Origin of the sequence: Hyphomonas sediminis, from assembly GCF_019679475.1 — a bacterium.
In the GTDB taxonomy this organism is placed as follows: Bacteria; Pseudomonadota; Alphaproteobacteria; order Caulobacterales; family Hyphomonadaceae; genus Hyphomonas; species Hyphomonas sediminis.
Genome location: NZ_JAIEZP010000001.1, coordinates 1,426,793 through 1,440,937 on the forward strand (window position 1 = coordinate 1,426,793; position 14,145 = coordinate 1,440,937).

Here is a 14,145-nt window from a genome sequence, read left to right on the forward strand (position 1 = left end):
CGGCAAGGCGAGAGGCAACTGGCAGGCGGTCTGGAGAGAGGCTGCCGGGTCCGGACGGGAGAAGGCTGAAACATGGCGATAGCCACGAAGAAGAAAAAGAACACGGCCGGTGATGGCGACGGTGAAGAAGACAAGGACAATGAAAGTGGCCTTGTCGATTTTAACGCCACTGACGTCAAAAAGGTTCTGAAGCGCGCCCAGAAGCGCGGCTTTATCACCCATGACGAAATCAACCAGCTTCTGCCGGATTCCGACATGAGTTCTGACCAGATCGAGGATGTGATGTCCCAGATCTCGGAAATGGGCATCGCTGTCGTCGAGACCGAAGAAGAGGCCGAGGAGCAGGGCAAGGCGCTCACCAAGATCGAGGACAAGAAGGTCGTCGCCAAGAAGGGCAATGCCCGTGGCAGCGACCGGACCGACGATCCGGTGCGCATGTACCTGCGCGAGATGGGCGCTGTCGAACTCCTCTCCCGCGAGGGCGAGATCGCCATTGCCAAGCGCATCGAGGCTGGCCGGGACGCGATGATCCGCGGCCTGTGCGAAAGCCCGCTGACCTTCGAGGCCATGATGGTGTGGCGCGATGAGCTCATGAATGAGCGCATCCTGCTGCGTGACCTGATCGACCTGGAAGCGACCTATGGCGCGGAAAACCCGCCGCCCGAGCCCAAGCCGATCGAGGAAAAGCCTCCTGAGCCTGCGCCCGTCAAGGGTAAGCGCCGCTCGGCCGAAGAGGTCGATGAGGTGGAGGCCGAGCGTCTGCGCCAGCAGCAGCAGGAAGAGGAAGAAGAAGACGACGCCGTGGCGATGTCGATGTCGGCGATGGAAGGGGAGCTGCGCGAGGGCGTGCTCGCCAAGCTCGACGAGATCGCTGACGCCTTTGGCCGCTTCCGCAAGCTGCAGGACCGCCTGCTGACCCGCCGCATCGAAGGCAAGGACCTCACCCCGAAAGCGCAAGGCGAGTATGACGAGCTGTCGCTGCTGATCGTGGAAAATCTGAAGACGATCCACATCAACAACGCCCGGATCGAAGCCCTCGTCGAACAGCTCTACGCCATCAACAAGAAGCTGATGGGCCTTGAGGGCAAGCTGATGCGTCTGGCCGATGCGCATGGCGTTCCGCGTAAGGAATTCCTGCAGGCCTATATCGGCAGCGAGCTGGAGCCCGACTGGGCCGAGCGCGTGCGCGAAATTTCGCCGAAATGGAAACGCCTTGTCGATGGCAAGGGCGAAGAAGTTCAGGTGGTGCGCGACGAGATCGGCGAGATCGCCCAGGAAATCGGTATTCCGATCGACGACTTCCGCCGGATCGTCCAGACCGTGCAGAAGGGCGAGCGCGAAGCCCGCATCGCGAAGAAGGAGATGGTGGAAGCCAACCTCCGCCTCGTGATCTCGATTGCGAAGAAATACACCAACCGTGGCCTTCAGTTCCTGGATCTCATCCAGGAGGGCAATATCGGCCTGATGAAAGCGGTCGATAAGTTCGAATACCGCCGCGGCTACAAATTCTCGACCTATGCCACCTGGTGGATCCGTCAGGCCATCACCCGCTCCATTGCGGACCAGGCCCGGACGATCCGTATCCCGGTGCACATGATCGAGACGATCAACAAGATCATCCGTACACAGCGCCAGATGCTGCACGAGATCGGCCGCGAGCCGACCCCGGAAGAGCTGGCCGAGAAGCTGGGCCTGCCGCTCGAGAAGATCCGCAAGGTTCTCAAGATCGCCAAGGAACCCATCTCGCTGGAGACGCCAATTGGCGACGACGAGGATTCAAACCTCGGCGACTTCATCGAGGACAAGATGGCGCTGCTTCCGGTGGACGCGGCCATCCAGTCGAACCTGCGCGAGACGACGACCCGCGTTCTGGCCTCGCTCACGCCGCGTGAGGAACGCGTTCTGCGGATGCGCTTCGGCATCGGCATGAACACCGACCACACGCTGGAAGAAGTCGGCCAGCAATTCTCGGTGACCCGCGAACGGATCCGTCAGATCGAAGCCAAAGCGCTCCGTAAACTGAAGCATCCGAGCCGGTCAAGGAAGCTGCGGAGCTTCCTGGATACCTGATCGAAACAAGAAGGGCGGCCCGAGGGCCGCCCTTTTACATAGGATTGACGGTCTAAAATCGGGGCACCGCCCACTCTATCGAACCGCACCTATACCGCTGTTCAGAATAAAGTCGGAACACCCAACAACAAACCAGCCAAGAATTTGCCGCCTTGGACTAGTTGGGCTGCTCGGATTCGATCTGCTTCTTGCTCGAGCAGAAATCGTTGTTCAGATGAACTTAGATGCTCCCATTTGCGTCCAGATGTTATCAGCCGCTCAACTACGTTCTTACGTGCGCGTGAAGTCACGTAGTTGCTGTATGAATCGAAAATTTCAGCAACGATATCATCATCAATCCGCTTCGCCTGGATTTTTATTGGGCGCGGTGTGGGCCTCACCTGTTCGATTCGCCGGTTTGGTTCGGAAATTTTAGTGCTGTGCTGCTGTTGTAGCGGTTTCAAATATTGCGTCGATTGACCACAAGAACCGCAAGCTGACCCGGCCTGAATCTGTCGTAAGGTTAGAAAGGCTTCAATATCACTGAGCCAGCGATTGCGGACTTTCTTGCAATCCTTGCAGCTAAACTCCAGCTGCACAAATCCTTCAGTCTGCAACTGCTCCATAGTGGAGTTCATCGTGTATGTGAGCATGTCCCCAACTCCATAGCCTTTCAGCGTAAGCGAGATTTTCTGCGGCCACAACGCAATCTCTTAAGGCTTGCGCAACCATGATTGACAATCTTTGCCATAGTCGCCACCTTCTCCTCAGAAGGAGTGCCCCCATGGCCACGATGAACATCTCTCTCCCCGATCAGATGAAAGCCTGGGTGGAGGCGCAGGCCGAGGATGGCAAATATGCCAATTCCTCTGACGTGATCCGCGACCTGATCCGCCGGGAGCAGATCAAGCAGGAGAAGATCGCGGCGCTGAACGTCTTGCTTGAGGAAGGCGAGGCCAGCGGCTTTGTCGAGATATCAGCCGAAGACCTCCTCGAAAGCGTTCGGGCGCAGGCGAAAACGTGAGATTGCGTCTATCGCGTCAGGCGCTCGTCGATCTGCAAGCAATCTATCGGCAAGGCGTCCGCCAATTCGGTGAGCAGCAGGCCATATCCTATCAGCGGGCGCTGCATGAAGCGTTCCGGCTCATTTCAGAATTTCCTGAGGCAAACCGGGTGCGTACAGAGTTTGCCAGACCCTACCGCATTCAACGGCATGAAGCCCACCTGATCTTCTATCGGATCGAGAAGGGTGAGGTCTACATCGTCCGTGTCCGCCATGGGCACGAAGACTGGACGCCGGATATCTGAAATTCGGCAAATGCGCTTGCCAGGCGAGCGCATCCGTGATCCTGTTCCCTTCTCGATAAACGATAAGGTGGGGCCGATGCCATGATCCGTGATTTTTCCAGACTTCTCAAAGCCTCCGCTGCGGCGGGCGTTCTGATTGCGCTTGGCGCCTGCGCGACGGCGCCGGCTGAAGCGCCGGCCGCGCCTGTGGCCGACGTGCCCGTGGTGGCTGAGCCTGTCGCTGAAGCGCCTGCCGTGGAGCGCGAGCAGATCGCGTGGGACCTGACCGACCTTTATGAAACGCCTGAAGCCTGGGATGCGGCGTTCACGGAGGTTCAGGGCCGTGTCGCGGGGCTGGCTGCCAACAAGGGCACGCTGGGCAAGAGCGCCGCGCATATGGCCGACGTCTACAAGCAGACCTCAGCGGTCGCGAAGGATGCCATCCGCCTCTACACCTATGCTTCGCTGAAGAATGACGAGGACCAGCGCGACGCCGCAGGGCAGGAGCGTTTCGGCAAGGCGCAGAACCTGTTCCAGTCACTGGGCGAGGCGACGAGCTGGATGGACCCCGAAGTGCTGAGCCTCGGCGAGAAGAAGGTGACTGCCTATCTCAAGGCCGAGCCGGGCCTTGCCGATTTCCGCTTCTCGCTGGAGAACACGCTGCGCAACGCGCCCCATACGCTGGACGACAAGGGCGAAGCCCTGATGGCGCAGGCGGGCCTTGCCCTCTCGCAGCCCAACCAGATCTACAGCCTTTACGCCAATGCCTCGATCCCGTGGCCGTCGCTGACGCTGGCCGACGGGACGGAAGTGAAGCTGAACCAGGCGGGCTATTCCCGTTATCGCAGCGCGGCCAACCGCGACGACCGACAGGCCGTGTTCGACACGTTCTGGGCGGCGTGGAAGCAGTATGAAAGCGGCATGGGCGCGACGCTGAACGCGCAGGTGCAGTCTGCCATCTTCCGGGCGAAGGCGCGGGATTTCGACTCCGTGCTCCAGCGCAACATGTTTGACGACGCCCTGCCGCCGGCAATCTATACCCAGCTTGTCACGCAGGTGAACGACGCGCTGCCGGTGTTCCACCGCTACCTGAAGCTCCGGGGACGGATGCTGGGCGTGGAAGACCTGCGCTATTACGACATCTATCCGCCGATCATCGAGGCCGACACCGGCACGTTCGATATCGAGCGCTCCAAGGAGATCACCTTCGAGGCGCTGAAGCCCTTCGGCGAGGAATATCTGGGCATGCTGCGCGAGGGGCTGAGCCAGGAGTGGATGCATGTGTATCCGCAGGAGGGCAAGGAGACCGGCGCGTATATGTCGGGTTCGGCGTATGATGTGCACCCCTATGTGCTGCTCAACCACAATGACGATTATAACTCCCTCTCGACCTTCGCGCATGAGTGGGGCCACGCCGTGCACACGATGCTGGCCAAGTCAGAGCAGCCATTCGAGACGGCGGGCTATTCAACCTTCACCGCTGAAATCGCCTCGACGATCAATGAGATCCTGCTTGAAGAATACATGATCGAGCATGCTCAGACCAAAGAGGAAAAGCTCTACTATCTGGGCTACGCCCTGGAGAGCCTGCGCGGGACATTCTACCGCCAGACGATGTTTGGCGAGTTCGAGCTGGCCATCCATGAGGCCGCCGAGCGCGGCGAGCCGCTGACAGGCGCGCGCCTGACGGAGATCTATGCCGAGCTGTTGCGCAAGTATCATGGCGAAGCAGACGGCGTGATGAAGATTGACGACGCCTATACGGTCGAATGGGCCTTCATTCCGCACTTCTATTACGAGTTCTATGTCTACCAGTACGCCACCTCGGTTTCCGGCGCGGCCTGGTTTGCCGAGCAGTTCCTGGCCGGGGACGAGCAGGTGCGGGATAATTTCATCAAGGTGCTCAAAGCAGGTGGCTCGGCCCATCCGCACGACATCCTGATGAAGGAGGCCGGGCTCGATATGACCAAGCCAGACGCCTACCAGGCCGTGGTGCGCCGGATGAACGACATCATGGACCGGATGGAAGCACTGCTCGACGAGGAATAGGCCGCGCGGCCATCCGTGCCCGGTGCAAATTCCGGAAATGAAAAGGGCGGCCCGAGGGCCGCCCTTCTTGTTTTGTTGCCGGAAGGCGGGAAGCTTATTCCTTGCCGCCGAACTTGTAGACGAGCGACAGGGAGAAGCTGGTCAGGTTGCCGTCGGGCGAGAAGTTGTTGTCGAGCGAGGCGCCGCTCGTGGTGACTTCGCCGCGAAGGCCGAGCGACTTGTTGAAGAAGTGGGTGTAGCCGCCGCCGATCGAGAAGCCGTTATAGTCGATTTCTTCGTCGATGTAGAACCAGCCAGAATCGCTGGTAACGGAAAGCGTACCGGCGCGGAAGCCGACGCGGCCGAACAGTTCGCCTGATTGGCCAGCCGGCATGCGGCCGACGAGGTAGCCGCCGAACTGGTTTTCCAGATCGAAGTTGATGCCCGAGCCACCATAATTGTCGGCGCCGCTGGTGCCGAACGTGGCTTCGCCTTCGATGCCGACGTTCTTGTTGAAATAGTAGGCGCCGCGGCCGGTGATGCCGGTGAAGGCGAATTCGGAATCGGCAGAATCGAACAGGTATTCGCCGCCCGCGGAGAACTGGAAGTCCTCAGCGGCAGCGATCGGAGCGGTGGCAACAGCGGCAGCGAGCGCGGCCACAAGGCGGATATTCTTGAACAAGGCGAACCCCCAAAAAATCTAATTAACTTTACCAGCGTCAACCTGCAGGTTGACGCGCGCTCTCCTACAGCGGGTCTTCTACTAAAGGTAGGGGAATTTTGAGAATTCCACAGCTTGCGCGTTCGGAATCAAAAGCATTAATAAATTGATTTTAAATGGTTAATTTTGGATGCAGCCGGATTTGGGTGCGGAGCCTCAGGTTGCGGGGCAATGGCGCGTCCGGGCGGGGCGGAACAGGTTGGCTTCGTGGGCTTGCAGGATGGCGAGTTGGGCCTCGAGATCCTGGCTTGGCGCCGCTATCAGCGCGCGCGTCTCTTCCGGGATTTCCGGATAGCTGCAGGCCAGCGCGGCCCCTCTTGCGTTCACATCCGTGGCGAGCCGGGCGGTGTTGAGTGCGCTGGCGTCGTTGAGGGTTTTGGCGCCCACAAAGAGGCAAAGCCCGGCCAGTGCGGTGAGTTTGAGGGCGCCGGTCCAGCGCGCCGAGAGGCAGAGACCGAGGACGACAAGGCTGAGCCAGGCATTGTTCGACAGGGTGATGTAGCGATTGGCAAAGGCCTGATCCGGCCCGAACTCCGCCCACCGGCCCAGCGCCGTGAGGATGCCTGCACCAACGGCAAAGGCTGCAAGCGCCAGCAGGCCGCGCGCAGCGCTGAGCGCTTTCCAGCCGCGCGAGAGCACGATGCCGGTCAGGATGAGGAAAAGGAGGGTCGCGGCGGCGGCAACATAAGGCGCGCCGGGGCGGGAGATGCGGGCGACTGCGCTGCCGAGGAAATTGGCGACATAATGCGTGATGCCAAGCGCCGTTTCTGTGAGGGGCGCAGTGTTCGCCATCGCTTCGCCATAGCCGGTGCGCGTGAGCAGGAAGTGCCAGAACAGCGCCGCGAAGACGCCGGCCCAAAGCGCAAGCGACGCGAGTTTCGCTGGCAGGCGCGTTTCCGGCGCGGCCAGGATCAGCACGAGGCCGATGGGAAGAAGCACCCAGGCCGTTGCAAAGCCGTAGACGGCGATCACGGCAGCGAGGGCGGCGGCTATCGTGCGCAGAAGGCTAAGGCCGGGGCGGGAGAGCAGGTCGATAGCCCAAAGCACGCCTGCCATGCTGGCGAAGAGGGCGACTTGCCAGCCCCAGAGAAAGTTGGCTGCCTGGTCCGGCGAGAAGTGAATGAAGGCGGCTAGCGCGAGGGCGAGGGGCAGATAGCGCGCCGCGCCAAAATCGCGCGCGACGCGACCGACGATGTTAGCCAGCGCGCAGAAGCCAAACGCGGCCAACAGAAGATTGATAACGACATCCGGCCAGAGCGCCATGCCGGTCATCTCGGCAGTCGCCAGCATGATTACATAGCCAGTGGCGTGCCAGTGGGAGCCGTGCTGGGCGAACAGGTCCGCCGGGCGCAGCGTTCCGGCCTGGGCGGCCTCATAGAGGGGCACGATGTCCCAATGGTCGTAATAGGGGATCTGGAAATGGAACAGCAGCGTGTAGACCGCTGTGGCCGCAAAGAGGAGGGCCGGGACAATCCAGTTCTTCCAGTTTGCGCCGTCTGCGGGGGGGCGTTTTTCCGGTGCAAAGGCGAGGCCTTTCGACAGGATGTAGACCACCGGTGGTACCAGCACGACGGTCGCCGCGAAGGCGAACCAATAGTTCGTCCGGAATACGTCCGTCATCAGCACAAAGATGATGAGGTTCAGCAGCGCGCCTGTGATGGCCGTGAAAGCGAAGGCGGGCAGGGCGGCCGCGTGAGGTTCTGCCGAGCGGAAGGTGAAATGATAATGGCCGAGATAGGAGACGCAGAACGCCCCGATGAAGGCAATGAGCGTCGCCAGTGAAGGGCGCAGGCCGCCGAAGCTGACCATCGCCCAGAGCAGCAGCGCGTGGGTGAGCGTTGCGGCCACGCCGACAATGCCGAAGCGGAGGATGCGGGCGGCGGAGGCGCGCATATCAGCCTGCTGCATCGGCCGGGCTCTCCTGTTCCTCTTCGACAATGTAGACGGGCCGGCGCTTGGACTCGGCAAAGATGCGCGCGATGTATTCGCCCAGTACGCCGATGCTGAGCAGTTGCAGGCCGCCGAGGAAGAAGATTGCGGCGGCGAGCGTGGCAAAGCCGGGCACGTCCTTGCCGTGAACGAGGGTGGAGAGGACGATCCACGCCGCATAGGCGCAGGCGAGAAGGGCGATCACGCTGCCGCAGATCGTCCACACGCGCAGCGGCAGCGTGCTGAAGGAGACGAGCCCGCCCCAAGCATAGCTGAACAGGCGGCGCAGGGACCATTTGCTGTTGCCCGAGCGGCGCGCTTCTACATCATAAGGAATGGCCGTCTGCGCAAAACCGATCCAGGCATAAAGGCCTTTCATGAACCGGTTCTGCTCGGGCAGGGATTTCAGCGCGTCGACCGCGCGGCGCGAAAGCAGGCGGAAGTCTCCGGCGCCGGCGGGAATGGCCACTTCCGAGGCGCCGGCAAAGATCCTGTAGAAAAGGCGCGAGAGCGTGCCGCGCACGGCGCCATCGGTCTTGCGCGAGCGGCGCAGGCCGTAGACGACATCGAAGCCATCGGCCTGCAATGCCAGCATTGCGGGGAGAAGTTCGGGCGGATGCTGCAGGTCGCCGTCCATGATCAGTACATGCGCGCCGCGCGCCGCATCGATGCCTGCCGTGATGGCGGCTTCCTTGCCGAAATTGCGCGACAGCTTGATGACGCGCGTGCCCGGCGCCGAGGCGCTGGCGGCGATCAGGCGGGCATGAGTGTCGTCGCGGCTGCCATCATCGATGCAGACGATTTCCCATGTCTGCTGCAGGGCCGACAGAACGGGCAACAGCCGGGAGAACAGCGGCGCGATATTTCCGGACTCGTTGAAGAACGGGATTACAACGGAAAGTTCGGGCAGGGTTCGGGGCAAGATTTCTGTCCAGAATTGAAGTCCGGGCTATCCTGTCGATTGGCATGCTGAACCCTCTTTGACAATCTGATACTTGTCTGGGAGGCAAGCTGGCCCCGTGGCTTCAGGCAAATCGAAAGGTGATCTCATGCTCCATCCTGTTCGTGTCGGTATTGGCGGGTGGAACTTCGAGCCGTGGCGGGAAACCTTTTATCCGCCCGAAGTGAAGAAGGCGGGAGAGCTGGCCTATGCAAGCCGGCAGGTGACGGCGATCGAGATCAACTCAACCTTCTATCGCGGGCAGAGCGAGGCCACGTTTGCAAAATGGGCGGATGAGACGCCGGAGGGGTTCCGCTTCACGGTGAAGGCGCACCGGGCGACGACGATCCGCAAGACGGTGGAGGATATGCGCAGCTCTGTCGGCATGTTCCTCGACGGCGGCGTGACGGCGCTGGGCGAACGGCTGGGCGCGATCAACTGGCAGTTTCCTGACACACGAAAGTTCGACACCGACTATTTCGGTGCTTTCCTGTCGCTGTTGCCGCCCGAGCATAAGGGCGTACGCCTGCGCCATGCGATTGAGGTGCGCAATGACACGTTCCGGGATGAGGCGTTCACGGATCTTGTGCGCAAGCATGGCTGCGCGGTGGTGTTTGCCGATGATCCCGACTGGCCAATGCCGGACCTTGAAACGGCCGACTTTGCCTATGCCCGCCTGCAGCAGACGCGCAGCGATCTGGAGGCAGGGTATGAGGCCGGCGAGCTGGATGCCTGGGCCAAGACACTCAAGGGCTGGGCGAAGAAGCGCGAAGTGTTCGCCTTCTTCATCGCGGGTGCAAAGGAGCGCAATCCGGCGGCGGCCAAGGCGCTGATCAGCCGGGTGGGGCGCCCCTGAAGCGTCCGCCTTACTGGGGCATCTGCACGCCGAGCCAGGTGTCCATGCAACGCATTCTCTGCTGCTCTGTATAGGCGTCTTCCAGGCAGCGGAGATGCGGCGCGGCAGACAGGCTGTCATAATAGGCTTCGGCAGCCGTCATTCCGCCAGAGGACGGGCGGTCATAGCGACGGGGCGCGCGCGTGCTGGATTTGGCGCGGTCTTCCGCCTCCAGGGCATCGGCGCGGGCATTCAGCGCTTTGACATATTCGCCAGACAGGGCACGGTCGTTTTTCACCGTATCGGCCTCGGCAAGCAGGCGGTCGACCGTGGCCAGATACTGGCGTTCGTCCTCGCTGCCGGGCTGGATAACGCGGCCACCCCAATGAGCGCGGACCTGAGCCGCGACGGTTTCATAGCGCGTTGCGCGGCACTTCGACCAATCGCTGAAACGTTGCCATTGCTCGCCGGCCGGATTGATCCGTGTCCGGTCGAGGCTGGTGACCCCGGAGACCGAACTGGGGGAGAGCGCGGGACGCGTGCCGCAGCTGCCATAGAAGTCCAGCATAGGCGGCGGGGATGGGGGCGATGTGGACGCCATCTGGTCGCCCGCCGTGCCATTCACCTTCGCCAGCAGTGCTTCGGGCGCCGGGCATTGCGCGGCAGGGGCGCCGTCAGCGCTGAAGCGGATGTCACGCTGATAGCGCGCGCCGCGAGTGGGGCCGCCTTCGCCGGTTTGCGGCGCAAAGCGCATCCGGCGCACAGCGCTTCGGGCCGCGGGTTCAAACAGCGGATCGTTGCAGAGTGCGTAAGCCTCGGCGACCTTGCCGTCTTCGCCCGCGATGACCAGCGTCTTGCAGCAGCCGGAAATGCCGAGGGACGCAGCTTCGGGCGGATATTCGGGTACCGGCGGCTTGGTTGGCAGCAGCGTCCCCTGCGCCAGCGCCGGCGCAGTCAAAATGGCAAGTGCCGCGAGCAGCAGGCTGATTTTCTTCATCGCGGGGCGCTCCGTCTTCAAATTATCAGGCAACTGCGTGCCGGAAGGGCTAATAAACGGTATACTTGCCCTGATTTGAAGGCAAAAAACGACTTTCGAGGAAAGCAATTCCGGCATGAACCCAACGAGCATGAAAAATCAGGCGCGCTTCTCCGTGCCCACGATAGGGCCGGGCCTTTATGAGTTCACGGCGGATGTGGCGGATTTTGTGAAGGGCCGGGGTGATGGACTGCTGACATTATTCTGTCAGCATACGTCCTGCTCGCTTTTGGTGCAGGAGAATGCCGACCCGGATGTGCAGACCGACCTGACGGAATTCTTCCGCCGGATCGCGCCGTCGCTTAAGGATGCTTCGATGAGCTGGGTGCGCCACCGCACGGAGGGGCCTGACGATATGCCTGCCCATATTCGCGCGGCGCTGACGCAAGTGTCGCTTTCAATCCCCGTGACCGGTGGCCGGCTGGCGCTGGGCACATGGCAGGGCATTTACCTGTTCGAGCACCGAGAGCAGCGCCACACACGGCAAGTGGTGGCGCATTTCTCGGCGTGATTGGGAGGGGCGTGAAGGCCGCCCCTCCCATTGAAGACATATGGGCCGGATCAACCGGTGGCGTTCAGCGCCTGGTCTAGATCGGCGATCAGGTCCTGCGTGCCTTCGATGCCGATGGAGAGGCGGACGACATCCGGCGCGGCGCCCGCGGCAATCTTCTGCTCATCCGTCAGCTGACGGTGCGTGGTCGAGGCCGAGTGAATGACGAGGCTGCGCGCATCGCCCAAGTTCGCCACATGGCTGAACAGCTTCAGCGCGGCGACGAACTTCATGCAGGCGTCATAGCCCCCCTTGAGCTGGACCGTGAACAGCGCGCCGGGGCCCTTCGGCGTGATCCGCTTGGCGCGCTCGCGGTAGGGCGAGGAGGCAAGGCCGGGATAGGTGACGCTGGCGACGGCGGGATGTTTCTCCAGCCATTCGGCAACAGTCTGAGCATTGGCGACATGCTTTTCCATCCGCAGGGAGAGGGTCTCGATGCCCATCAACGTGTAATGGGCGCCTTGTGGGTTCATGGTCATGCCCAGATCGCGCAGGCCAATCGCGATGCCATGGAAGGTGAAGGCGGCCGGGCCGAAGGTCTCGTGGAACTTCAGGCCATGATAGGCCGGCTCGGGCTGGGAAAGCGATGGGAACTTGTCCGAAGCTGACCAGTCGAACTTGCCGGAGTCGATAATCGCGCCGCCGGTGACGGTGCCATTGCCAGTCATGTATTTCGTCAGAGAGTGGACGACCAGCGTGGCGCCATGCTCGATCGGGCGGCAGAGATAGGGCGTTGCCGTGGTGTTGTCGACGATCAGCGGAATGCCTGCGTCGTCTGCAATTTTTGCCAGCGCGTCGAGGTCGGAAATATAGCCGCCGGGATTGGCGATGGTTTCGCAGAAGATGGCGCGCGTGTTCTCGTCAATCGCGGCCTTCACGGCGGCCAGGTCTTCAGTGTCGACAAGTTTGGCAGACCAGCCGAAGCGTTTGAAGGTCTGCGTGAACTGGGTAAGCGTGCCGCCATAGAGGCGGGTGGAGGCAACGATGTTGCGACCCGGCGCCATCAGCGGGAACAGCGCCATGATCTGCGCGGCGTGGCCCGAGGAACAGCAGACAGCGCCCGCGCCGCCCTCCAGCGCAGCAAGGCGGTTCTGCAGGGCGCCAATGGTCGGGTTTGTCAGACGCGAATAGATGTAGCCGACTTCCTGAAGCCCGAAGAGGGCGGCGGCATGATCCGCGTCACGGAACACATAGGAGGTAGACTGATAGATAGGCACCTGGCGCGCGCCGGTTGCCGGGTCCGGCGGGGTGCCCGCATGAACCTGCGCTGTTTCAAATTCCTTGTACTGGCCGTCGCTCATCGGCGTGCTCCCTTTAATTTTTGATGCAAGTGAAAGATCTGTTAGCGGATCAGTTGAATGTGTTGCAGGCGTCCGGCGTGGCGCTGTCATAGCCCCGGCGCAGCCAGGTCATGCGCTGTTCGGCGGTGCCATGGGTGAACGCTTCTGGCGTCACGCGGCCCTGCATCCGTTTCTGGATCATGTCGTCGCCAATGGCATTGGCGGTTTTCAGGCCCTCTTCCAGATCGCCGGGTTCAAGCGCCACGGCGCCGCCGGAGATGCGCGCCGCATTCGCCGCCCAGAAGCCGGCATAGCAGTCAGCCTGCAGTTCCAGCGCGATGGAGTATTGGTTGGCTTCTTCCTGGTTGCGCGCCTGTTGCTGTGCCTGGCGCACCTTTTGCGAGGCGCCGGTCAACGTCTGCACATGATGGCCGAACTCGTGCGCGATGACATAGGCCTTGGCAAAGTCCGCGCCCGAGGCGCCCAGCTGGGTCTGCATGTCCTGCCAGAAGCCGAGATCGAGATAGACGGTCTGGTCGGCCGGGCAATAGAAGGGGCCCATCGCCGCCTGGCCAAAGCCGCAGCCGGTATTGGTGCCCTGCTCGTAGAGTACGACGCGCGGCTCGGTATAGCCGTCCAGCGAGCGGCTCCAGACATCATTGATATTGGCGCCGATCACATCGACGAAGAGGCCGGCATCGTCTTCCGGCGTGCCTTCAACGCCTGCCTGCTGGGTCGCGGTGCCAGGTTGCTGGCTGGCGATTTCGGCGATCTGCTGGGGCTCCATGCCAAAGACGAAATAGCCGATCAGGGCGATGATGATGACGCCAATGCCACCGCCGCCAACCGCTGCTCCGGGGCTCATGCCGCGCCGGTCTTCGATGTTGCCGCCTCTGCGTCCGCCCTGCCATTTCATCGCGCGTCTCCTTTGGGCATCTGCCTGCCATGGGGACTTTACAGCCATATGGCGGGGGAGGGCCAGCCTTCAGCGATCAGGCGCGGTAAAGCGACGCTTGAGCAATTGTTACGGCGCCTTGGCGCGCGCCGCGCCCGTCGCCATATCCTGCGCAGAGCAGGAGCCCGCGGATGAGACTGAACCAGGTGACCGTCCCTTGTATCGACTATGAGGCAAGTTGCGCATTCTACATGGCGCTGGGGCTTACGCGGATCGTTGATTCCGGGCCGCGCTACGCCCGGTTCGAATGTCCGGCAGGCGAGGGCGGCGAGCCTTCCACCTTCTCGCTGCACAGCGTTGACAGCGTGGCCGAGGGCGAAGGCGTCCGCGTCTATTTCGAGGTCGAGAACCTGGCAGCGGAGGTGGGCCGTCTCTGCATGCACGGCATTCATCCGGCAGAAGGCCCGGTCGAGCAAAGCTGGCTGTGGGCGGAGGCCTGGTACCGCGATCCCGCGGGCAACCGCATCTGCCTTTACACTGCCGGCAAGGCCCGCCGCTTCCCGCCCTGGCGGGTGGACGGGCGCGCCGAATAAGG

At 61.9% G+C, this 14,145-nt stretch carries 14 protein-coding genes; 7 read left to right on the plus strand and 7 right to left on the minus strand.

The genetic code is table 11. The annotated features are described in order from the left end of the window. Positions 1-72: 72 nt before the first annotated feature. A complete protein-coding gene (rpoD, locus tag K1X12_RS07170; protein ID WP_220986930.1) occupies positions 73-2,070 on the plus strand; it encodes an RNA polymerase sigma factor RpoD in 1,998 nt (665 codons plus the stop codon). Between the two features lie 101 nt (positions 2,071-2,171). On the opposite strand, the gene K1X12_RS07175 is transcribed toward rpoD, so the two are convergent. Further along, complete coding sequence (locus K1X12_RS07175; protein ID WP_220986931.1) at positions 2,172-2,702, minus strand: hypothetical protein; 531 nt, start codon at positions 2,700-2,702, stop codon at positions 2,172-2,174. A gap of 131 nt (positions 2,703-2,833) precedes the next feature. Between K1X12_RS07175 and K1X12_RS07180 the strand changes: the two genes are divergently transcribed. The 3 genes from K1X12_RS07180 (at position 2,834) to pepF (ending at position 5,385) form a co-directional block, all read left to right on the plus strand. After that, positions 2,834-3,073, plus strand: a complete 240-nt coding sequence (locus K1X12_RS07180; protein WP_220986932.1) for a type II toxin-antitoxin system ParD family antitoxin — start codon at positions 2,834-2,836, stop codon at positions 3,071-3,073. Then, entirely contained in the window at positions 3,070-3,357 is a 288-nt protein-coding gene (locus K1X12_RS07185; protein ID WP_439649723.1) for a type II toxin-antitoxin system RelE/ParE family toxin, read from the plus strand. Before K1X12_RS07180 ends, K1X12_RS07185 begins: the two co-directional genes overlap by 4 nt. 81 nt (positions 3,358-3,438) lie before the next feature. Continuing rightward, positions 3,439-5,385 (plus strand): oligoendopeptidase F, encoded by a 1,947-nt coding sequence (pepF, locus tag K1X12_RS07190; RefSeq protein WP_220986934.1) that lies wholly within the window; start codon positions 3,439-3,441, stop codon positions 5,383-5,385. 94 nt (positions 5,386-5,479) lie between these two features. On the opposite strand, the gene K1X12_RS07195 is transcribed toward pepF, so the two are convergent. The 3 genes from K1X12_RS07195 to K1X12_RS07205 all read right to left on the minus strand — a co-directional run bounded on the left by K1X12_RS07195 (position 5,480) and on the right by K1X12_RS07205 (position 8,936). Then, the gene (locus tag K1X12_RS07195; protein ID WP_220986935.1) at positions 5,480-6,046 is read right to left on the minus strand and encodes an outer membrane beta-barrel protein; all 567 of its coding nucleotides are present in this window, start codon (positions 6,044-6,046) and stop codon (positions 5,480-5,482) included. 195 nt (positions 6,047-6,241) lie between these two features. After that, on the minus strand, positions 6,242-7,993 hold the full coding sequence (locus K1X12_RS07200) for a GtrA family protein (RefSeq protein WP_220986936.1): 1,752 nt from the start codon (positions 7,991-7,993) through the stop codon (positions 6,242-6,244). Then, the gene (locus K1X12_RS07205; protein WP_220986937.1) at positions 7,980-8,936 is read right to left on the minus strand and encodes a glycosyltransferase family 2 protein; all 957 of its coding nucleotides are present in this window, start codon (positions 8,934-8,936) and stop codon (positions 7,980-7,982) included. Before K1X12_RS07205 ends, K1X12_RS07200 begins: the two co-directional genes overlap by 14 nt. A 127-nt stretch (positions 8,937-9,063) precedes the next feature. Here K1X12_RS07205 and K1X12_RS07210 point away from each other — a divergent pair, with 127 nt between their 5' ends. After that, the gene (locus K1X12_RS07210; RefSeq protein WP_220986938.1) at positions 9,064-9,810 is read left to right on the plus strand and encodes a DUF72 domain-containing protein; all 747 of its coding nucleotides are present in this window, start codon (positions 9,064-9,066) and stop codon (positions 9,808-9,810) included. Positions 9,811-9,820: 10 nt separating this feature from the next. On the opposite strand, the gene K1X12_RS07215 is transcribed toward K1X12_RS07210, so the two are convergent. Next, entirely contained in the window at positions 9,821-10,786 is a 966-nt protein-coding gene (locus tag K1X12_RS07215; RefSeq protein ID WP_220986939.1) for an energy transducer TonB, read from the minus strand. Between the two features lie 115 nt (positions 10,787-10,901). On the opposite strand from K1X12_RS07215, the gene K1X12_RS07220 reads away from it, so the two are divergent. Next, a complete protein-coding gene (locus K1X12_RS07220; RefSeq protein ID WP_225907908.1) occupies positions 10,902-11,336 on the plus strand; it encodes a secondary thiamine-phosphate synthase enzyme YjbQ in 435 nt (144 codons plus the stop codon). A gap of 50 nt (positions 11,337-11,386) precedes the next feature. Here K1X12_RS07220 and K1X12_RS07225 read toward each other — a convergent pair whose 3' ends face one another. Together K1X12_RS07225 and ypfJ are read right to left on the minus strand one after the other, a co-directional pair. Further along, positions 11,387-12,676 (minus strand): O-acetylhomoserine aminocarboxypropyltransferase/cysteine synthase family protein, encoded by a 1,290-nt coding sequence (locus K1X12_RS07225; protein WP_220986940.1) that lies wholly within the window; start codon positions 12,674-12,676, stop codon positions 11,387-11,389. Positions 12,677-12,725: 49 nt separating this feature from the next. Then, entirely contained in the window at positions 12,726-13,571 is an 846-nt protein-coding gene (gene ypfJ, locus K1X12_RS07230) for a KPN_02809 family neutral zinc metallopeptidase (protein WP_220986941.1), read from the minus strand. A 170-nt stretch (positions 13,572-13,741) separates the two neighbouring features. Here ypfJ and K1X12_RS07235 point away from each other — a divergent pair, with 170 nt between their 5' ends. After that, complete coding sequence (locus K1X12_RS07235) at positions 13,742-14,143, plus strand: VOC family protein (RefSeq protein WP_220986942.1); 402 nt, start codon at positions 13,742-13,744, stop codon at positions 14,141-14,143. The last annotated feature ends 2 nt before the right edge of the window (positions 14,144-14,145 follow it).